The organism is Roseomonas sp. OT10 (genome assembly GCF_020991085.1).
GTDB classification, from domain to species: Bacteria; Pseudomonadota; Alphaproteobacteria; order Acetobacterales; family Acetobacteraceae; genus Roseomonas; species Roseomonas cutis.
Genome location: NZ_CP087719.1, coordinates 4,312,641 through 4,333,278 on the forward strand (window position 1 = coordinate 4,312,641; position 20,638 = coordinate 4,333,278).

At 73.2% G+C, this 20,638-nt stretch carries 17 protein-coding genes; 4 read left to right on the plus strand and 13 right to left on the minus strand.

Features of this window, described 5'->3' with window-relative positions:
* Window positions 1–49 precede the first annotated feature (49 nt).
* From LPC08_RS19635 to LPC08_RS19650, 4 genes are all read left to right on the plus strand, one after another.
* On the plus strand, window positions 50–196 hold the full coding sequence (locus tag LPC08_RS19635) for a hypothetical protein (RefSeq protein WP_230449922.1): 147 nt from the start codon (window positions 50–52) through the stop codon (window positions 194–196).
* Between the two features lie 16 nt (window positions 197–212).
* Complete coding sequence (locus LPC08_RS19640) at window positions 213–1,109, plus strand: tyrosine recombinase (RefSeq protein WP_230449923.1); 897 nt, start codon at window positions 213–215, stop codon at window positions 1,107–1,109.
* Window positions 1,110–1,232: 123 nt separating this feature from the next.
* Window positions 1,233–3,533, plus strand: coding sequence for a DUF3141 domain-containing protein (locus LPC08_RS19645; protein WP_230449924.1), 2,301 nt, complete (start codon window positions 1,233–1,235; stop codon window positions 3,531–3,533).
* Between the two features lie 162 nt (window positions 3,534–3,695).
* On the plus strand, window positions 3,696–4,700 hold the full coding sequence (locus LPC08_RS19650; protein ID WP_230449925.1) for a 2-hydroxyacid dehydrogenase: 1,005 nt from the start codon (window positions 3,696–3,698) through the stop codon (window positions 4,698–4,700).
* Between the two features lie 478 nt (window positions 4,701–5,178).
* On the opposite strand, the gene LPC08_RS19655 is transcribed toward LPC08_RS19650, so the two are convergent.
* From LPC08_RS19655 to ntrB, 13 genes are all read right to left on the minus strand, one after another.
* On the minus strand, window positions 5,179–6,135 hold the full coding sequence (locus LPC08_RS19655) for a tripartite tricarboxylate transporter substrate binding protein (protein ID WP_230449926.1): 957 nt from the start codon (window positions 6,133–6,135) through the stop codon (window positions 5,179–5,181).
* 41 nt (window positions 6,136–6,176) lie between these two features.
* Window positions 6,177–6,941: an SDR family oxidoreductase gene (locus LPC08_RS19660; protein ID WP_230449927.1), complete on the minus strand. Its 765-nt coding sequence runs from the start codon at window positions 6,939–6,941 to the stop codon at window positions 6,177–6,179.
* 5 nt (window positions 6,942–6,946) lie between these two features.
* Window positions 6,947–8,191 carry a mandelate racemase/muconate lactonizing enzyme family protein gene (locus LPC08_RS19665; protein ID WP_230449928.1) on the minus strand — a complete coding sequence of 415 codons (1,245 nt, stop codon included), beginning with the start codon at window positions 8,189–8,191 and terminating at the stop codon, window positions 6,947–6,949.
* A gap of 570 nt (window positions 8,192–8,761) precedes the next feature.
* Window positions 8,762–9,364: a DNA-3-methyladenine glycosylase I gene (locus tag LPC08_RS19670; RefSeq protein WP_255702287.1), complete on the minus strand. Its 603-nt coding sequence runs from the start codon at window positions 9,362–9,364 to the stop codon at window positions 8,762–8,764.
* Between the two features lie 3 nt (window positions 9,365–9,367).
* On the minus strand, window positions 9,368–9,655 hold the full coding sequence (locus LPC08_RS19675) for a YciI family protein (RefSeq protein ID WP_230449929.1): 288 nt from the start codon (window positions 9,653–9,655) through the stop codon (window positions 9,368–9,370).
* 14 nt (window positions 9,656–9,669) lie between these two features.
* Entirely contained in the window at window positions 9,670–10,272 is a 603-nt protein-coding gene (locus tag LPC08_RS19680; RefSeq protein WP_230449930.1) for a TetR/AcrR family transcriptional regulator, read from the minus strand.
* 139 nt (window positions 10,273–10,411) lie between these two features.
* Window positions 10,412–11,743, minus strand: coding sequence for a siroheme synthase CysG (gene cysG / locus LPC08_RS19685; RefSeq protein WP_230449931.1), 1,332 nt, complete (start codon window positions 11,741–11,743; stop codon window positions 10,412–10,414).
* Window positions 11,743–14,400 carry a nitrate reductase gene (locus LPC08_RS19690; protein WP_230449932.1) on the minus strand — a complete coding sequence of 886 codons (2,658 nt, stop codon included), beginning with the start codon at window positions 14,398–14,400 and terminating at the stop codon, window positions 11,743–11,745. Before LPC08_RS19690 ends, cysG begins: the two co-directional genes overlap by 1 nt.
* A 1-nt stretch (window position 14,401) precedes the next feature.
* Window positions 14,402–16,027 (minus strand): sulfite reductase subunit alpha, encoded by a 1,626-nt coding sequence (locus LPC08_RS19695; RefSeq protein WP_230449933.1) that lies wholly within the window; start codon window positions 16,025–16,027, stop codon window positions 14,402–14,404.
* The gene (locus LPC08_RS19700) at window positions 16,024–17,742 is read right to left on the minus strand and encodes a NirA family protein (RefSeq protein WP_230449934.1); all 1,719 of its coding nucleotides are present in this window, start codon (window positions 17,740–17,742) and stop codon (window positions 16,024–16,026) included. The genes LPC08_RS19695 and LPC08_RS19700 overlap by 4 nt, the downstream gene beginning before the upstream one ends.
* Entirely contained in the window at window positions 17,739–18,938 is a 1,200-nt protein-coding gene (locus LPC08_RS19705) for an NAD(P)/FAD-dependent oxidoreductase (protein ID WP_230449935.1), read from the minus strand. Before LPC08_RS19705 ends, LPC08_RS19700 begins: the two co-directional genes overlap by 4 nt.
* Before the next feature lie 15 nt (window positions 18,939–18,953).
* Entirely contained in the window at window positions 18,954–19,751 is a 798-nt protein-coding gene (locus LPC08_RS19710; protein WP_230449936.1) for an ABC transporter ATP-binding protein, read from the minus strand.
* A 14-nt stretch (window positions 19,752–19,765) separates the two neighbouring features.
* On the minus strand, window positions 19,766–20,635 hold the full coding sequence (gene ntrB, locus LPC08_RS19715; RefSeq protein WP_230449937.1) for a nitrate ABC transporter permease: 870 nt from the start codon (window positions 20,633–20,635) through the stop codon (window positions 19,766–19,768).
* Window positions 20,636–20,638 lie beyond the last annotated feature (3 nt).

A 20,638-nucleotide genomic window follows, 5' to 3' on the forward strand; every position in this document is an offset into this window, starting at 1 on the left:
CGCAAGGCTAGCACGGCCGCGCCTGCACGCGAGGACCCAGCGCCACTCCATGTTCCGTCACCCGCTGATGCTGATCCTGACCGTTGTCGTGGGCCTCCTCCTCCTGGGCCTGCTCGCGATCGGCGCCTTCCCGCCCTCGGTGACCCCGCAGCCGGTCGAGCGCACCATCCCCGCGGAGCGCTTCGGCACGCGCTGAGCGCGGGAGGCCTGGCATGGAGGCCGGCCTGGAAGCCTTCCTGGAGATGCTCGCCGCCGAGCGGGGGGCGGCACGCAACACCCTCGCCGCCTACCAGTCCGACCTGGAGGACCTGGCCGCCCATGCCCGCGCGCGCGGGGAGACCCTCGCCGGTGCGGGCGAGGCCACGCTGCGCAGCTACCTGGGCGGGCTGACGGCCGCCGGCCTCTCCCCGCGCACGGCGGCCCGGCGCCTCTCCGCGCTGCGCCAGTACTACCGCTTCCTCGCGCGGGAGGGCCGGCGGGCCGACGACCCCTCGGAGGGGCTGGACACGCCGCGCCTGCCCCGCTCCCTGCCCAGGGCGCTGCGCGAGGAGGAGGTGGCCCGGCTGATCGAGTCGGCGGCCACCCTGCCCCGCCGCGGCCCGCTGGCCGCCGCCATCTGCGAGCTGCTCTACGGTTCCGGGCTGCGGGCGAGCGAGTTGGTCACCCTGCCCGTCTCGGCGCTGAACGACCAGGCGCCGCTGGTGGTGGTGCGCGGCAAGGGCGGCAAGGAGCGGCTGGTCCCCATCGGGCCGCGCGCCCGGGCGGCGCTGCGGGCGGCGCGGACGGAGGCGAAGCCGGGCGCCTCGCGCTGGCTCTTCCCCTCCCACGGCGCCTCGGGGCACCTGACGCGCCAGGCGCTGAACGCCATGCTGCACGATGCCGCCCTGGCCGCCGGGCTGGAGCCGGGCCGGGTTTCCCCCCATGTGCTGCGGCATTCCTTCGCCTCGCACTTGCTGGCCCGGGGGGCGGACCTGCGCAGCCTGCAACTCCTGCTCGGCCATGCCGACATCGCAACGACCCAGATCTACACGAAGGTCATGGAGGAGCGGCTGCGCGCGGTGGTGGAGGCCCACCACCCCCTCGCCCGCCCTGCCCCGGGCGAGGCGTGACGGCCGCTTCCGCCTGGGCCTAGGCTGGGTGCGATGGCACCGTCACACCCTCTTTGGTGGACTCGGCGCGCAGCGCGCCTATGTTGCATCGCAACATGACCTGTCGGCACCGGAGTCTTGCAGATGACTGATCCGCTGAAGCACGGCCTGCTCGGCTGGCCGGGCTTCGTGGCCTGGAGCCAGGGCGTCTCCTATGCGCTCGATGCCTGGCAGCGGGGGATCCTCACCCTCGACGTGATGCGCCAGCGCGGCAACCAGTACCACGAGCACATGGCCAAGCAGGCGCCCAACGTCCTGAGCTTCGGCAGCGAGGTGGTGCTGGACGGGCGGCAGTTCGAGCGCCCGGTCAATTACGGCCTGCTGCGCATCACCCCGCCGGCGGGGGTGGAGGTGGACCCGCTGAAGCGCCCCTTCATCGTGGTCGACCCGCGCGCCGGGCACGGCCCCGGCATCGGCGGCTTCAAGGCGGACAGCGAGATCGGCGTCGCCCTGCGCGCCGGCCATCCCTGCTACTTCATCGGCTTCCTGCCCTATCCCGTGCCGGGGCAGACCGTCGAGGACGTGGTCGTCGCCGAGACGCGCTTCGTCGAGCATGTGTGCCGGCAGCACGACGACGCGGACGGCAAGCCCGTGGTGATCGGCAACTGCCAGGCCGGCTGGCAGATCATGATGGCCGCGGCCATCCGGCCGGAGGTGTTCGGCCCGATCCTGATCGCCGGCGCCCCCCTCTCCTACTGGGCCGGCTGGTCCGGGCGCAATCCCATGCGCTACAGCGGCGGCCTGCTGGGCGGCAGCTGGATGACCGCGCTGGCCGGGGACCTCGGCCACGGGCTGTTCGACGGCGCCTACCTGGTCGAGAACTTCGAGGGCCTCGACCCCGCCAACACCTGGTGGACGAAGCAGTACAACCTCTACTCGCGGATCGACACCGAAGGCCCGCGCTACCTCGGCTTCGAGAAGTGGTGGGGCAGCCACGTGCTGCTCAACGCCGCGGAGATGCAGTACATCGTCGACAACCTCTTCGTCGGCAACCGGCTCTCGACGGCCGAGCTCACCATGTCGGACGGCACGCGCATCGACCTGCGCAACATCCGCTCGCCGATCATCGTGTTCTGCTCGCGCGGCGACAACATCACCCCGCCGCCGCAGGCGCTGGGCTGGATCACCGACCTCTACGGCAGCGTCGACGACATCCGCGCCACCGGCCAGACCATCGTCTACGCCGTGCACGACAGCATCGGCCACCTGGGCATCTTCGTCTCCGCCGCCGTGGCGCGGAAGGAGCACGAGCAGTTCGCGACCAACATCGACCTGATCGACGTGCTGCCGCCCGGCCTCTACGAGGCGGAGATCCGCAACACCGATCCGGAGATGCCGCGCGCCGACCTGGTGACCGGCGACCACATCTCCCGCTTCGCCGCCCGCGACCTGGACGACGTCCGCGCCATCATCGCCGAGGACCCGGAGGACGAGCGCCGCTTCGCCACCGTCGCCCAGGTGTCGCGCGCCAACCTGGGCCTCTACCGCACCTTCCTGCAGCCGGCCGTCCTGGCCTGGAGCAACGAGGCCACGGCGGAGTGGCTGCGCCGGATGCACCCGCTGCGCATCAGCTTCGAGATGTTCTCCGACCACAACCCCTTCCTGCGCGTGGTCGCGCAGGTGGCGGAGCAGGTGCGGGAGAACCGCCAGCCGGTCGGGCCGGACAATCCCTTCCTGCAGATCCAGGGCAGGATCTCCCGGCAGATCGTCGAGGCGCTGGACCACTACCGCGACGTGCGCGACGGCATGGCCGAGGCCGTGTTCAAGCAGACCTACGGCAACCCGCTGCTGCAGGCGCTGATGGGGCTGTCGGCCGATGATTCCACGCCCCGGCCCAAGCCCGGCCAGGACCCCGGCCACCGGCACTTCGTGGAGCGGCGCGCGACGGAGCTGCGCACGCGGCTGGCCGAGGGCGGGCTGCGCGAGGCGGCGCTGCGCGCCTACATCTACATCGGCCTGGCGGAGCGGGTGGCGGACGAGCGCAGCTTCAGCCTGCTCAAGCGCATCCGCAGCAACGCCGGCGAAAACCTCTCGCTGGAGGACCTGAAGGAGCGGCTGCGCGAGCAGTTCTTCATGGTCCTGCTGGATCCCGAGGCGGCGCTGGCCGCGCTGCCGCACCTGCTGGACGGCGCCGATGCCCAGGTGATCCGCGCCACCTCCCGCCGGATGCACCAGGTCGCGGTGGCCGGCGGCCCGCTGACGGAGGCCGCGGCGGCGCGCCTGCAGGCGGTGGAGGAGATCTTCGCCGCCGCGGCCCGGCGGGCGGAGGCGGGGAGCCCCGCCCGGGCCGCGCAGGAAGCGGCGGCGGAGGTCGCGGCCACCGCGCCGGACCCGGAGACGGACTCCCCCGCCCCGGCCCGCCCGCGCCGCCGCGCCGCACGCTGATGCCTGGCGCCGCATGACCGGGGCGCCGCAGAGCCGGGCCTTCGGCGGCTCGGCCGCCCTCCGCGCGGCGGTGCCCGGGCATGGCGGCGGCCCGATCGTCAACCGGCAGGGTCCGGCAGGCATCGCGACAGGACCAGCCCATCCCGGCACAGGAGCTTCCGGATGCGCGTCGCCTTCTTCAGCACCAAGCCCTACGACCGCCGCTCCTTCACGGAGCACAATGCCGGCTTCGGGCATGAGCTGACCTTCCTGGAGCCACGCCTGACCCTGGAGACGACCCGGCTGGCCGAGGGCTTCCCCGCCGTCTGCGCCTTCGTCAACGACACGCTGGACCGGCCGGTGCTGGAGGCGCTGCACCGCGCCGGCACCCGGATCGTCGCCCTGCGCTCCACGGGCTTCAACAACGTGGACCTGGCCGCCGCGGCCGCGCTGGGCATGCCGGTGGTGCGCGCCACCACCTACTCCCCCCATTCGGTCGCGGAGTTCGCCGTCGCGACGCTGATGGCGCTGAACCGCCACCTTCCCCGCGCCTACTCGCGCACGCGGGACGGCAATTTCTCGCTGGACGGGCTGCTCGGCTTCGACATGCATGGCCGCACCATCGGCGTGGTGGGGACCGGCAAGATCGGCTCCCTCTTCGCCCGCATCATGCGGCTGGGCTTCGGCTGCGAGGTGCTGGCCCGCGACGTCCAGCCCCAGGCCGCGCTGCAGGAGATCGGGGTCCACTACGTGGACATGGCGGAGCTGGCGGCGCGCAGCGACGTGATCTCCCTGCACTGCCCGCTGACGCCCGAGACGCGGCACATCATCAATGCCGAGACCATCGCCCAGGCCAAGCCCGGCGTGCTGGTCGTCAACACCAGCCGCGGCGCGCTGGTGGACACGCGGGCCTTGATCCGTGGCCTGAAGTCCGGACGGATCGGCGGCGCCGCCCTCGACGTCTACGAGCAGGAAGCCGACTTCTTCTACGAGGACCTGTCGAACGAAATCATCAGCGACGAGGTGCTGGCGCGGCTGATGACCTTCCCCAACGTCGTCGTCACCTCGCACCAGGCCTTCTTCACCCGCGAGGCCCTGCGTGACATCGCCACGCTGACCCTTCGCAGCCTCTCCGACTTCGAGGACGGCCGGCCGCTGCGCGACGAGATCCGGCCGTTGCGCGGGTGACGGCCGGCGGGTGCGCCCCCCGGGGAGGATGCCTCCCCCGCAGCCACCTCCGCCGAGGCCGGGCGCGCCGATGCCGCAGCCGCCAGGGGGCCAACCGGGTGCGCAGGGTCATACGGACGGCGGGATGCCTCGATCCGTGCCGACGCGGGGTGCGTCCGTGGCCCGGGGGCAAGGCTCTGCCTCGCCCCCGTACCCCCACTCCGCCAGGACCCTGCGGGCCCTGGACCCATTTGGCGCTGCCGCGGGACAGCCTGATACGGGGTCACAGCGCCGAGGAGCCATGCTCCTCGGCGGGTACGGTGTCCGTTCTCGCTGACGCCTTCTAAGCTTTTTTAGGGTCCCGCCTGTCCGCGCACCGTCAGGGGAGGGTCCGGGACGGGGATCGACGCACGGCGTCGATGCCGCAGGCCGGCGTCCCCTTCCAGTGCCGACGCCCGAACACCACAGCACCACGGGTCAGGTCATCCCACCGGCGGTATCAGTTCAGCTGCAGGTTCCGCGTGATCTGCCGGAAGAACTCGCGCTCCTGCAGGATGGCCGCCTGGAACTCCGCGGGCTCCATGTAGCTGAAGCCGAGGTTGCTGCGGCCGATCGCCTCGCGGAAGGCCGGGTCAGCGGCGACCTTGCGGGTCAGCTCCGCGACGGCCTCGACCACCGGCTGCGGCGTGGCCTTGGGCAGGGCGACTGCGCGCCAGTTGCTGAGCGAGAGGTCGATGCCGCGCTCCTTCAGGGTCGGCGCGTCGGGGAAGGCCGCCTGGCGCTGGTCGGCCATCACCGCCAGGATCCTCAGCTTGCCGCCCTGGACATGGGCCGTCGCCTCGCCGGGGCTGACAACCATCGAGTCCACATGCCCGCCGATCAGCGCCAGCAGCCCGGGGGCGGAGCCGGCATAGGGGACGTGCAGGAACTCGGTGCCCGTCTTCTCCTCCAGCGCGGCGGCGCCGAGGTGCCAGATCGAGCCGACGCCGGAATTGCCCACGCTGATCTTGCCCGGGCGCTTCTTCGCGTCGGCGATGAACTCCTCGATCGTGGCCCAGGGCGCGTTCACCGGGACCAGCAGGGCGGCCGGGTCGCCGTTCAGCTTGGCGATCAGGCGGAAGTCGTCCGTGCCGAAGCGTGCCTGACCGATGAGCTGGAGGATCTGCAGCTCCACGATCAGCATCCCCAGCTTGTAGCCGTCGGGACGGGCGTTCATCACCTCGCCCATGCCGATGGCGCCGCTGGCCCCGGGGCGGTTCAGCACGATGACGGGCTGCGGGAAGTACTTCCGGGCCACGTCGGCGAAGGCGCGGGCGACGATGTCCGTGCCGCCGCCGGCGGAGGACGGCACGACCAGTTCCACGGGGCGCGAGGGGTAGTCGGCGGCGGCGGCCGGCGTGGCGAGGGCGGCGGCTGCCATCAGGGTGGCGCGGCGGGACAGGCGTTCGTTGGTCATCGGGACGATCCTCGGGAGGTATGGTGTCGAGCAGCGGGGGCTCAGAGGACGGAGAGCATGCCCCCGTCCACGTAGATGATCTGGCCGGACACGTAGTCCGAGGCCGCGGAGGCGAGGTAGACCGCCGTGCCGACCAGCTCCTCCGGCCGGCCCCAGCGGCGCGCCGGGGTGCGGCCGACCACCCAGCCGTTGAAGGCGGGATCGTTGACCAGCGCCTCGTTCATGTCCGTCAGCATGTAGCCGGGGCCGATGGCATTGGCCTGCACGCCGTGCTGGCCCCACTCCGCCGCCATGGCGCGGGTCAGCATCTTGATGCCGCCCTTGGCCACCGTGTAGGGCGCGACCGTGGCGCGGGCCAGCTCGCTGGTCAGCGAGCCGATGTTGATGACCTTGCCGCGCTGGCGCGCGACCATGCGCTTGCCGGCCTCGCGCCCGATGACGAAGGCGGCGGTCAGGTTCACCTCGATCACCCGGCGCCAGTCGGCGGTCTCCAGCTCCACCATCGGGCGGCGGAACTGGATGCCGGCGTTGTTGAGCAGGATGTCCACCGCCACGCCCTGCGTGTCGAGCCGCGCGAAGGTGGCGACGATGGCCGCCTCGTCCGTCACGTCGAAGGGCGCCTCCAGCACGTCGTGGCCGGCGGCACGCATCTCCGCGGCGGCCGCGGCCAGCCGCCCGGCATCGGTGCCGTTCAGGATCACGCGGGCGCCGGCCGTCGCCAGCCCCTCCGCCATGGCGCGGCCGAGGCCGCGGGTGGAGCCGGTGACGAGGGCGGTGCGGCCGGCGAGGTCGAAGAGCCCGGGCATGGCGATCAGGCCTCCGACACGCGCATGGTCAGGTCGGGCCGCTCGTAGACGGCGGGCAGCAGGTCGAGCCCGAGGCCCGGCGCCTCCATCGGATAGACGTAGCCGTCCCTGATGACCGGCATCTCCGTGACGAGCTCCTTGTACCAGCCGGTGTAGAAGGCGCGCACCGATTCCTGGATCAGCGTGTTGGGCTGGCTGAAGGAGGCGTGGATGCCGGCGACGAAGCCGACCGGGCCGACGCAGTCGTGCGGCGCGAAGGGACGGTGGTAGGTCTCGGCCATGGCGGCGATCTTGCGCCCCTCCGTCAGGCCGCCCGTCCAGCACAGGTCGGCCATCACCACATGCGTGGCATCGCGGTCGAGGTAGTCCTTGTAGGCGTAGCGCGAGCCGAGCGTCTCGCTGGCGCAGACCCAGACATCGGTGGAGCGCGCGAACTCCGCCAGCGCCTGGGGCGAGTTCATGCGGATCGGGTCCTCGTACCAGGTCGGCCCGTAGGGCTCCACCGCGCGCGCGATCTGCATCGCCGTCGGCAGGTTCCACAGGCAGTGCATCTCCAGCATGATCTCCATGCGGTCGCCCACGGCCTTGCGGATCTTCTCGAAGGGCTCCAGCGCCGCCTTCATCTGCGCGGCGGAGATGAAGAGACCGTCATTCTCGATCGCGGCCGGGTCGAAGGGCCAGATCTTCATCGCTGAGATGCCGGATTCCAGCAGGCTCTCCGCCACCGCGTCGGCGCGGTTCATGAAGCCGTCCAGGTCCTCGTAGGGACCGGCCGCGGCATCGCGGTTCCAGGTGGAGACGGGCTTGATGTTCTGCGAACGGACGTAGCGATAGCCGGCGCAGGTGTTGTAGATGCGCTGCCTGTCGCGGCAGAGCCCACCCAGCATCTGGTGCACCGGCTGGCCGCAGACCTTGCCGAACAGGTCCCACAGCGCGATGTCGATGGCGGAGGCCGCGCGGTACTCCACCCCCGTGCTGGACTGCGCCATCGGCAGGTTCAGCATCTCGCGGTGCAGCGCCTCGATCCGCAGCGGGTCCTTGCCCAGCAGCCGACCCGCCAGCGTGTCGTGGATATGGGCGGAGACGGCGCCCGCGCCGTAGAAGGTCTCGCCCAGGCCGACCACCCCGGCATCCGTGTGGACCCGCACCCACAGGACGTTGGCGAACTCCTCCGTCCGCAGCGTCTCGATTTTGGTGATCCGCACCATGCCCTCCCCGCCGCCCACGCCGTTCCGCAGGGCATCGTTCATGATCAACCGTCAGCCTAAGGCGGGTTCTGAAATATCACAATATACTCTAGTGCTGCCCCATGCCGTGCTCTTCCGAGGGGCATGTGTGATCGCCAGGGCGCGTTACGCTTTTTTGTTGCGAATTCGGAATATAACGATATGAGCTATCCCGGCGGCGGGATGCTCCTTGGTCCGAGCCGGCGTGGTACCCGTTCCCCGGGGGCAAGGCGCTGCCTCGCCCCCGTACCCCCCACTCCGCCAGGACCCTGCGGGCCCTGGACCCGATCAGCGCTGCCGCGGGACAGCCGGATACGGTGTCACAGCGCCGAGGAGCCATGCTCCTCGACGGGACCGGCCGCAGCATTCGCGGACGCCCTCTGATGCTTCTTTCAGAGTTCCGCCTGTCCGCACCCCGTCAGGGTTGAGCCTGCGGGCTGACGCCCACCGCGTAGAGCCATCTCCCAGCGGGGACCGGGGCCCGCTTGTGGCCCGGCAGGGGAGGGTCTGGGACGGGGATCGACGCACGGCGTCGATGCCGCAGGCCGGCCTCCCCTCCCGGTCCAGCGCCGGAACAGCCGGACGATGCCCGTATCAGTTCGGGGGACGGAAGGCGGCTCGCGCCTGGGCGGCTTCCGCGCGGATGACGCAGTCCTCGGCATGGTCGTTGATGAGGCCCATGGCCTGGAGGAAGGCGTGCACCGTGGTCGGGCCGACGAAGCTCCAGCCGCGCTTCTTGAGGTCCCTCGACATGGCCACCGAGGCGGTGGAGGTCGCGGCGCCCCAGGGGGCCTGGCGCGCTTCCGGCTCGAAGCGCCAGACATAGGCGGCGAGGGAGCCCTCCCGCGCGATCAGCTCCTGCGCCCGCCGGGCATTGTTGACCACCGAGGCGATCTTGCCGCGGTGGCGCACGATCCCCGCATCCTGCAGCAGCCGCTCCACATCTGCCTCGCCGAAGCGCGCGACCCGGTCGATCTCGAAGCCGTGGAAGGCGGCGCGGAAGTTCTCCCGCTTGGCCAGGATGGTGCGCCAGCTCAGCCCGGACTGGAATCCCTCGAGGCAGAGCTTCTCGAAGAGCCGGCGGTCGTCGGCGACGGGGAAGCCCCATTCCGTGTCGTGATAGGCGATGTAGTCGGCCGTCGCCGCGCACCAGCGGCAGCGCGGGCGGCCGTCCGGGCCGGGGAGCGTGGCGCTCACGGCTCAGGCCTGGAGGAAGGCGAGGCGCGCATCCGTGCGGCCGGGCGCGATCTCGAGAATCTCGGTGCCGACGACGCCCTCCGCGACGAAGGGGTCCTGCCGCAGCCTTGCCTCCAGCTCTGGCCGGGAGAGGCCGTGCGCCAGGATGGCGCCGCCGGCGGCGGGGGGGAGGCTGCCGGCCAGCAGGAACACGCCGTCCTCGAAGCCCTGGCGGAGCCAGGCCTGGTGCCCCTCCAGCAATGGCGGTGCCTTCGCCCGGTTGGCGGCGAAGCGGAGCGTGACGACGAACATCGGCCGGCCCTCTCTCAATGCGGATGCGGGGTTTCGGATGGCGTCCGCGGCCCGGGGCCTTGCGCCTCCAGCCAGCGCTCCATCGCCAGCGTCTCGCGACGGAGGAACTCCTCGTCGCCGAAGGCGAGGGCCAGGGCCGCGATGCCCTGGCTGCGCATCAGCAGGTGCAGGGAGAGGGCCTCCGCCGCCTCGCCGCACCCCAGCGCCGTGAACTGCCGCGTCATCCAGTCCCGGAACAGAGCGAACAGCGCGGCGGCGTCGGGGCGGGCCAGGTGGTCGAGCTTGGCGAGCTCGGCGCACAGCGTCCCGATGGGGCAGCCATGGGCCAGGATCGCCGCCCGGTTCATCGACAGGATGCCGATGAAGCGGCGCAGCCTGTCCTGCGGTGCCTCCGCCGCGGCGTCCCAGGACTCGAGCATCTCCCGGGTCCGCGACAGGCGCTGGGCGATCACCGCCCGCAGGATCTCGTCTTTCGTCCTGAAATGGTAATAGAAATTGCCGCGCGACAGACCGACCTCGGCCGCGATGTCGGCGAAGGAGGTCGCGTCGAAGCCGCGCGTGTAGAAGAGCCGGTCGGCCGCATCCACGATCTGCTGGCGGGTTGCCGCGGCGCCCATGCCCGTCCGTCCGCCCCTCCTGGGGCATTTGTCCTAAAAAGCTTCTAGGACAACTGACCTCGAAGTGCAATCCCGCGTCCCGCCCGGTTCGCCACCCGATGGGCCAACGGCCATCCGGCGACGGATCGCCGCGCTGGCCTCAGGCCGTGCGGGCCAGTTCCATGGCCGGGACGCGGCCGGCCCGGCGCGCCACCGCCTCCCCCACCAGCAGCAGGGCGGGGCCGCCCGCGCTCCAGCCGGGCCCCCGGGCGGCAACCTCGGTCAGGGTGCCGGTCAGCAGGCGCTGGCTGGCCATGCCGCCATTCTCCACCAGCGCCGCCGGGGTGGCGGGGTCGAGCCCCGCCTCCACCAGCCCGTCGCGCACCCGGCCCAGCGTCGAGACGCCCATGTAGACCGCCAGCGTGTGGCCCGGCCGGGCGAGGGCGGCGAAGTCCAGCCCGACCTCGCCGTTGCGCGTGTGCCCGGTGGCCAGCACCAGCGCCTGGGCGCAGTCGCGGTGGGTCAGCGGTATGCCCGTGGCGGCGCCACAGGCCAGGGCAGCGGTGACGCCGGGGATCACCTCGAAGGGGATGCCCGCCTCGGCCAGCGCCTCCGCCTCCTCGCCGCCACGGCCGAAGACGAAGGGGTCGCCGCCCTTCAGCCGCACGACGCGCAACCCCTGCCGGCCAAGATCGACCAGCAGCGCGTTGATCCCCTCCTGCGGCACGCAGTGGTTGGCCCGGGCCTTGCCGACGAAGATGCGGCGGGCATCGCGGCGGGCCAGGTCCAGCACCTCCTGGGGCACCAGCCGGTCGTGCACCACCACGTCCGCCTCCCCCAGCACGCGCAGGGCGCGGAGCGTCAGCAGGTCGGCCGCTCCCGGCCCGGCGCCGACCAGGTGCACGAAGCCCGCCGCCCCGCCGTCGTGGTCGGCGAGGGCCCGGGCGAAGCCGGCTTCGGCCTCCGCCACGCGGCCCGCGACGGCCAGTTCCGCCACCGGCCCGGCCAGCACCCGCTCCAGGAAGCGGCGGCGGGCGCCCGTCTCCGGCAGGGCGCGGCGGACGGCGTGCCGGAAGCGTTCGGCAAGCTCCCCCAGCGCGGCGATCCCGGGCGGCAGCACCGCCTCGATCCGCTGGCGCAGCAGCCGCGCCAGCACGGGCGCGGCGCCGCCGGTGGAGATGCCGACCGTCACCGGCCCGCGCTCCACGATGGCGGGGGTGATGAAAGAGGACAGCTCCGGCCGGTCCACCACGTTCACCGGCACGCCGCGCGCCTGCGCCTCCCGCGACAGGGCGAGGAGGTCCGCCTCCTCCGCCCCGGCGGCGAAGGCGGCGGCGCAGCCTTCCAGCAGGTCGGGCGAGAACTGCCCTGCCTCCCGTGCCACGCCCCCGGCGGCGGCGACCAGCCGCGCCTTGGCCTCCAGCGCCTCGCCCGCGCCGAGCAGCAGCACGGTCCGGCCCGACAGGTCGAGGAAGGCGGGGAAGTGGCGCATCAGGCGGGTTCTGGCACGGGCGGGCGGACGGCGGAAAGAATGGCCGCGATCTCCGGCCGGCAGGCGCCGCAATTGGTGCCCGCCTTCGTCGCCTCGCCCACGGCGGCCACGCTGCGGCAGCCCCCGGCGATGGCCGCCTCGATGGTCGCGGCGCGGACGGAGTGGCAGACGCAGATGGTGGGCGAGGGCGGCGGCCCGCCCGCCGGCCGCCCGGCCAGCACCGCCAGCCGCCGCCCCGCCGGCACGCCGCCGCCGAGCAGCGAGGCCAGCCAGTCGCGCGGCGGCAGGGCTTCGCCCGTGCCCACGGCGAGCGCCGCCACCAGCCGGTCGCCGTCCAGCAGGACGGCACGGTGCAGCCCGGCGGCCGCGTCCTCCAGGCTCAGCCACGCCTCGTCCTCGCCGGGGAGCAGGGCGCGCAGGCGGGCGAAGGCCTCGGCCGGGCTGTCCTCACCCGCCAGCTCGTGCCGCCAGCCGCCTTCGACGGGCGCGACGGCGCACCAGGGGGCGAGGTCGGCGCCCAGCCGCTCGCGGGCGATGACGAAGCCCTGCCACCGGGTGCCGAAGGCGGCGACGCGCAGGGGGACGTGCTTCAGCTCCGGCTGGCCGCTGTGCGGGTCGGGGGTGCCGCCCATGGCCGCGTTCACCCGCGCGGCGGGGGCGAAATGCGCCGTCCAGTGCATCGGCGCGAAGGCGCAGCCGGGCTGCATTCCGGGGTCCAGCTTCAGGCGCAGCACGGCGCGGCCATGCGCGCTCTCCACCCGCACCAGCGCGCCCTCGGGGGCGGGGGCATCTCCGGGATGGAGCGTCAGCAGCGGCTCGGGCGATTGCGCCATCAGGCGCGGCACGCCGCCGGTGCGGGTCATGGTGTGCCACTGGTCACGCAACCGCCCGGTCAGCAGCCGCAACGGATAGGCGTCCGAGACCGCCTCGGCCGGGGCGCGGAAGGGGGTGGGGACGAAGCGCAGCCGGGCGGCGACGGGGTCCTCCGCGCCCAGCAGCCGGGCGGGGGCGGGACCGGCGGCGGGGCAGGGCCAGCGGGTCGGCGGCAGGGCGTCGTAGCCGGCCGCGTCCAGCGCCGCGAGGGCGGAGATGTCGAAGCGCCGCGTCCCGGCATCGCCCCCCTTCCCGCGACCCAGGCCGGACAGCGCCGCGTGCTCGCGGAAGATGTCGGCCGGGCCGGACCAGCCGAAGCCCCCGGCATGGCCGAGCCGCCTTGCGACCTGGGCCACGATCCACCAGTCCGGCTTCGCCTCGCCCGGCCAGGGCAGGAAGCGGCGCTGGCGGGAGATGACGCGTTCGCTGTTGGTGACGGTGCCGTCCTTCTCGCCCCAGCCCAGGGCGGGGAGGCGGACATGCGCGAATTCCAGCGTCTCCGCCCGGCGCGAGACCTCGGAGACGACGAGGAAAGGGGCGTGCCGCAGCGCCGCCCGCACGGTGTCGCCCCGCGGCAGGGAGACGGCGGGGTTGGTGCCCATCACCCACAGCGCGCCGATGCGCCCCGCGCCCAGCGCCGCGAACAGGTCCACGGCCTTGAGCCCCGGCCCCGCCGGCAGGGCGGGGGCGTTCCAGTAGCCGCGCAGGAGGTCCACCTCCTCCGGCCGGTCCCAGCGCAGATGGGCGGCGAGCATGGTGGACAGCGCGCCGACCTCGCGCCCGCCCATGGCGTTGGGCTGGCCGGTGATGCTGAACGGCCCCGTCCCCGGCGCGCCGATCCGGCCGGTGAGGAGGTGGAGGTTGATGATCGCGTTCGCCTTGTCCGTGCCGGCGGAGGACTGGTTGACCCCCTGGCTCCACAGCGTGACCACGCGCGGGGTGGCGGCGAAGAGCGTGTAGAAGCGTTCGAGCAGCGCGGGGTCGAGCCCGGTCAGCGCCGGCACCTCGGGGGCGAGGCGGTGCGCCTCGGCCAACGCCTCCGCCGCGCCCGTGGTGCGGCCGGCGACGAAGCCCGCATCCGCGTGGCCGGCCGCGTCCAGATGCGCCAGCAGCCCGGCGAAGAGCGCGACGTCGCTGCCGGGGCGCAGCGGCAGGTGCAGCGCCGCACCCTCGCAGCTCGCGGTGCGGCGGGGGTCCACCACGGCCACCCGCATCCCCGGGCGCGCCGCCTGCGCCGCCAGCAGCCGCTGGTGCAGCACCGGGTGGCACCAGGCGAGGTTGCTGCCGACCAGCACGACGAGATCGGCCAGCTCCAGATCCTCGTAGAGGCCAGGGACCAGGTCCTCGCTGAAGGCGCGGGTGTGCGCGACCACCGCGCTCGCCATGCACAGGCGCGAGTTGCTGTCGATGTTGGCCGTGCCCAGCACGCCCTTCGCCAGCTTGTTGGCGGCGTAGTAGTCCTCGGTCAGCAACTGCCCCGAGACGTAGAGCGCCGTCCCGTCCGCGCCATGCGTCTCCTTCGCGCGGGAAAAGCCCTCGGCCACCGCGTCCAGCGCGGCGTCCCAGGAGGCGCGCCGGCCGTTCACCTCCGGGTGCAGCAGCCGGTCCTCCAGCCCGATCGTCTCGGCGAGCGAGGCGCCCTTGCTGCACAGCCGCCCGCCATTGGCCGGATGCGCCGCATCGCCCGCCACGGGGCGGCCGTCCGGCGTCGCCAGCACGCCGCAGCCCACGCCGCAGTAGGGACAGGTGGTCCGGGTGGGCGGCACGGGGGAGAGGGCGTCCATCTCAGTACACGTCGCGCTGGTAGCGGCCCTGGCGGGCCAGCGCCACGATCCAGTCGCGCGCCTGGTCGGCATCCATCCGGCCCTCGCGCATCGCGATCTCGCGCAGCGCCGTGTCCACGTCCTTCGCCATGCGCGAGGCGTCGCCGCAGATGTAGAAGCGCCCGCCCTCCTGCAGCCAGCGCCACAGGTCCGCGCCCTCCTCCTTCATCCGGTCCTGCACGTAGACCTTGCGCGCCTGGTCGCGCGACCAGGCGAGCGAGAGGCGCTCCAGCGTGCCGTCCTGACGCCACGCCTCGATCTCGTCGGCGAAGAGGAAGTCGGTCGCCGAACGCTGGTCGCCGAAGAACAGCCAGGTGCGCCCCTTGATCCCCTGCGCCGCGCGGTGCTGGAGGAAGGCGCGGAAGGGCGCGATGCCCGTCCCCGGGCCGCACATGATGACGGGCGTGGCGGGATCGTCGGGCAGGCGGAAATGGCTCTCCTGCATGTAGGCGGGGAGCAGGGCGCCGTCGGGCAGCACGCGCTCCTTGTCGCCGGGCAGGGTGTGCGTGCCGGAATCGCCCAGCGGGAGGGCGCGGAAGCCCAGATGGGTGGAGGCCACGCCCTGGCGCACCCGTCCGCGCCGCGCCGCCGTCACCACGGAGACGCACAGCTCCACCCGCCCCGGCACCGCCAGCGGCGAGGAGGCGATGGAGTAGAGCCGCGGCTTCAGGCCCGGCAGCGAGGCCGCGAGATCGACCAGCGGCGGCCGCGCGGAGGGGAAGTGCTCCAGCAGGTCGAGCAGGTCGGCATCCTGCGGCTCCGCATCGTCGTCGCCATCGGCCAGCTTGCGCAGCGCCGCGGCCTCCGTCGCGTCCTTCGCCGCCCCGGCCAGCAGGTCGAAGGTGCGGTCCAGCGGGCGGGAGATGGCGAGGTGGGTGAGGAAGGCCTCGCGCAGCGGCCGCGCCTCGCCATCCGGGCAGGGCACCGGCTCCTCGCCCGTCGCGCCGAGCGCGGCGAGGCAACCCGCGACCAGCGCCGGATCGTTGGGCGCCAGCAGGCCGAGGCTGTCGCCGGGCAGGTAGCGCAGCCCGCTCTCGCCCAGATCCAGCACGACGTTGCGCACGTCCTTGGCCGAGCCCTCGCCGGAGACGGGGCGCGCGTCGAGCAGGCGGATCGGCGTGAGCACCGGGCCGGTCGGCTTCGGCGGGGCCTTGGGGGCGGCGGCCGGGGCTTCCGCCATCAGGGCCTTCAGCGCCTTCTGCGTCGCCCGGCCGCCGGGGACGCAGAGGGAGAGCGAGGATTCCGTCCCCGCCGCCAGCGCCTCGGAATAGGTCTGGCAGACATAGCCGCACTGGCCGCAGTCGAGCTGCGCCATCGCCGCCATCAGCCGCCGCTTCTGCGGCTTGCCCTCGGCGAGCGTCAGCCGCTCCTCCAGCCCCAGCGCAGGGTCGTGCCAGGGGAAGTCCTCCTCCTCCTCGACCGGCGTCGCGCCGACGGAGATGGCGTCGGTCGCCCCCGCCGCGCCGCCGTAGAGCCCGGCGAGGAAGCCGTTCAGCCAGGCGCGCTGCTCGGCCGAGAAGGGCGCGGTCTCCGGAATCACCGGCACGGGGGCGGGCTGGCCGAAGGCCTGGGGGATCACGGCGTTCATGCGGCGGACTCCGCGATGGCGCGCAGATGCGCCTCGTCGTGGCGGGCGGTGAAGTCGTGGAAGGAGGCCTCCGGGGCCTCCTCCTGCCAGGCGCGCAGCAGGGCCAGCACCATCGGGCCCAGCTCGTCATGGGCCACCTTGGGGCGGATCAGCCGGCCGATGCGCTGCTGCGACCCGGCGCCGCCGCCCACGTGGAGGTCGTAGCCCTCCACCTCCTCCTCGCCGCGCTCCACCTTGGCGCCGATCAGGCCGATATCGCCGATGTAGTGCTGGGCGCAGGAGTTGTGGCAGCCGGTCAGGTGGATGTTCACCGGCTGGCTGACGACGATGCGCTCGTCCAGGTAGTCGGTCAGCGCGGCGCCGTGCTGCTTGGTGTGGCTGGCGGCGAACTTGCAGCCGGCCGCGCCGGTGCAGGCGACGAGCCCGCCCCGGACATGGCTCGCCTCCCAGCCCAGGCCGAGGGCGGCGATGCCCGCCTGCACGTCCGGCATCCGCTCGCGGGGGATGTCGATGATCAGCACGTTCTGCCAGGGCGTCAGGCGCAGGTGGCCGGAGCCGAAGCGGTCGGCGAGGTCGGCGATGCCGCGCATCCGCTCCACCGTCATGCGCGCCATCGGCAGGGTCAGGCCGATATACTGCAACCCCTCCTGCTTCTGGTCGTGCACGCCCAGATGGCCGTGCTTCTCCTGGGCCGAGAAGTCCACGATGTTCTCCGCCCGGCGCAGGGGCGCGCCGAGCAACGCCTCCACCTCGGCGATGAACTTCTCGAAGCCCCAGGCGTCGAGCACGTATTTCAGCCGCGCCTTCCGGCGGTCCGTGCGGTCGCCATGGGCCAGGAACACGCGCAGGATGGCGTCGGAGACCTTCACCGCATCGTCCGGCGGCAGCACCACGCCCGTGTCGCGGGCGAAGTCCCGGTGCCCGGTGATGCCGCCGAGCGCCAGGCGGAACATCGGCTCCCCTTCCACCCGCACGGCGGTGAAGGCCACGTCGGCGGTGTCCTCCAGCACGGGGATGCGCCCGCCGCCGTCGAAGGAGATGTTGAACTTGCGCGGCAGGCCGAACAGGTCGCGCGTGTGCAGGATATGGAAGTGCAGCGCCCGCACCACGGGGCGCACGTCGATGATCTCGTGCGGGTCGATCCCCGCCGTGGGCGTCGCCGAGATGTTGCGGATGTTGTCCGCGCCCGTGCCCTTGGGCAGGATGCCGATCTCGCCCAGCCGCTCGATCACCTCCGGCCCCTTGCGGGCGGGGATCTGGCGGATCTGGAGGTTGCAGCGGTTGGTGGCGTCCGCGTAGCCGCCGCCGCATTCCTCCGCGATGGTCGCGATGCCGCGGGACTGGTGCGTGGTGAGGTAGCCGCCGGGGATGCGCAGGCGGCACATGAAGGCGTCCTGCGTCGGGCCGACATAGAACAGCCCGTGCCAGCGGGTCAGCAGGTTGTCGACGCCGTGCGGGAACTTGTCCTGCGCCGCGCGCGCCACGACCTCGTCCCAGCGGTCCAGCGGGTGCTTCTCGCGCTTGGCCTTCTCCTCGGGCGTCAGCTTGCCGCCCCTGGCGATGGCCGCGTCCTGCGCCGCGCGCATCGCGTCGGGCGGCGCGCCGCCGGCCGCGCCGCCCGCGCCCGCCGGGATCAGGCTGCCGCGCCGGGCCTCGACGCCCGCCATGAAGCCCTTGAGGTAGTTCTGCTGCTCGTCGCTGAACGGATTGGTCATGCCGCCTGCTCCAGGTAGTCGGGGCCGAGTGCCAGCCCCGCGCGGTCGGCGCCGACGGCGCGCCCGCTCGCGATGAGGTCGAGGTAGAAGCCGGCATCCCCGGCATCGCCGTAGAGCACGGCGCCCACCAGCCGGCCGTCGCGCAGCCAGAAGCGGCGGAAATGCCCCGCGCCCGGGTCCTGGGCGGTCAGCTCCTCGGCATCCTTCGGCGCCACCTCGCCGCCGGACCAGACGGCGACGCCGGAGACCTTCAGCGCCGCGGCGTCGGTCTTCGGCACGTAGCCGCGCGCCTCGCCCGCGACGGTCCAGGCGGCCGCCTCCGCCATGGCGAGCGCGGGGGCGACGAGGCCGACCACGGTGCCGGCGTGCTCGGCGCATTCGCCCACGGCCAGGATGTCCGGGTCCGCCGTGCGCATCGCATCGTCCACCACCGCGGCGCGGTTCACCGGCAGCCCGGCGGCGGCGGCCAGCGAGGCGTCGGGACGCACGCCGACCGCCAGCACCACGATCTCCGCCGGCAGCACCCGCCCGTCCACGAGGCGCAGCCCGGTGACGCGCTCCTCCCCCTCGATGGCGGCGGTGGCGGCGGGCATGGCGAAGTCGATCCCGCCGCGCGCCAGCCAGCGCGCCAGGAGCCCGCCGGAGGTCCGGCAGAGCTGCCGCTCCATGGGCCAGCCCACCGGATGCACCACGGTCACGCGCAGCCCGCGCCTGGCCAGGCAGGCGGCCGCCTCCAGCCCCAGCAGCCCGCCGCCCACCACCACGGCGCGGCGCGACCCGGCGGCGGCGCGGGCCATCGCCTGCACGTCGGCCAGGGTGCGGTAGAGGAACACCCCCGGCAGGTCGGCGCCCGGCAGCGGCAGGCGCACGGCGCGCGAGCCGGTGGCGAGGACGAGGCGGTCGTAGCCGATCGCCTCGCCCTTGGTCGTCAGCGCCTGCCGCGCCGCGCGGTCGATGGCCGCGACCCGCACGGAGGGGCGATAGGCGATGCCGAGGCCGCGCAGCTTCTCCCAGGGATGGGTGATGAGCGCCTCGACCTCGGCCTCGCCGGAGAGGGCGCGGCCCAGCGCGACCCGGTCATAGGGCAGCGCCGGCTCCTCGCCGACCAGCGTGACGGCGGCACCGGCGGCGCGCTCGGCCACCCGCTCCGCCACCCGGGCCCCCGCCGGGCCCGCCCCCACCACCAGGACGCGCATGGCCCGGCGCTCCCCTTACGCCGCGTCGCGCTGCGGCAGGGAGTGCCGCTCGTGCAGGAAGCGCAGCACCGCCTCGCGCGCCGCGAGGAAGGTCGGGTCGGAGGCGAGCGCCAGCCGGTCGCGCGGGCGCGGCAGGTCCACCTCCAGCACCTCGCCCACCGTGGCGTTGGGGCCGTTGGTCAGCATCACGATGCGGTCGGAGAGCAGCACCGCCTCGTCCACGTCGTGGGTGATCATCATCACCGTGGTGCCCAGCCGCGCGTGGATGTCCATCACCTGGTCCTGCAGGTGCGCCCGGGTCAGCGCGTCCAGCGCGCCGAAGGGCTCGTCCAGCAGCAGCACGGAGGGCTTCATGGCCAGCGCGCGCGCGATGCCGATGCGCTGCTTCATGCCGCCCGAGACCTCCGCCGGGCGGCGGTCCTTCGCATGCGTCATGCGGACCAGGGCGATGTTCTCCATCGTCCAGTCGTGCCGCTCGGCGCGCGACATCGTCCGGCCCACGGTGCGGTCCACCGCGAGGCGGACGTTCTCGTAGCAGGTCAGCCAGGGCAGCAGGCTGTGGTTCTGGAACACCACGGCGCGGTCGGGGCCGGGCTGGGTGACCTCGCGGCCCTCCAGCACCACGCCGCCCAGGCTCGCCGGCAGCAGCCCGGCCACCACGTTCAGCAGGGTGGACTTGCCGCAGCCGGAGTGGCCGATGACGGAGATGTACTCGCCCTTGGCGATGCGCAGGTCCACGCCGTTCAGCACGGGGACGGCGTTGCCGAAGCGGATGGAGAGCTGGGTGATTTCCAGGAAGGGGGTGATGGTCATGGTCGGGCGCTCCTTCAGGCCGCGGCGGTGCCGCGGGTGACGGCGCGGCCGAGGAGGGCCACCAGTCGGTCGAGCGCGAAGCCGACCAGGCCGACATAGACCAGCGCCACGATGATGTCCGAGAGGTTGGAGGAGTTCCAAGCGTCCCAGATGAAGAAGCCGATCCCCACGCCGCCGATCAGCATCTCGGCCGCCACGATGGCGAGCCAGGAGAGGCCGACGCCGATGCGCAGCCCGGTGAAGATGTAGGGCGCGGCGGAGGGCAGGACGATGCGCAGGAACCAGTCCGGCAGGCTCATCCGCAGCACCTTGGCGACGTTGCGGTAGTCCTGCGGCACGTTGCGCACGCCGACGGCGGTGTTGATGATGATCGGCCAGATCGAGGTGATGAAGATCACGAACAGCGCGGAAGGCTGCGCCTCGCGGAAGGCGGCGAGGCTGAGCGGCAGCCAGGCCAGCGGCGGGACGGTGCGCAGCACCTGGAAGATCGGGTCGAGCCCGCGCATCGCGAAGTCCGAGCTGCCGATCAGCATCCCCACCGCGATGCCGACGACGGCCGCGAGGGTGAAGCCGATGGCCACGCGCGAGAGGCTGGCCAGAACGTGCCAGAACAGCCCCTTGTCCAGCCCGCCATTGTCGAAGAACGGATCGGTGATGAGCCCGCCCGCATCCGCCCAGACCTTGGTGGGGCTGGGCAGGCTGGCGCCGGGCTGGCTGCACAGCACCTGCCAGACCAGCAGGAAGCCCAGCAGCACGACCAGCGGCGGCACCACGTTGCGCGCGACGGCGCGCAGCCGCAGCGTGGCCGCGCCGGGCAGGGCGGGAACGGCGGGGGCGGAGGTTGCCGTGGCCGGGGCCGCGACGGGCTTGCTCGCGAGGTTCATCGC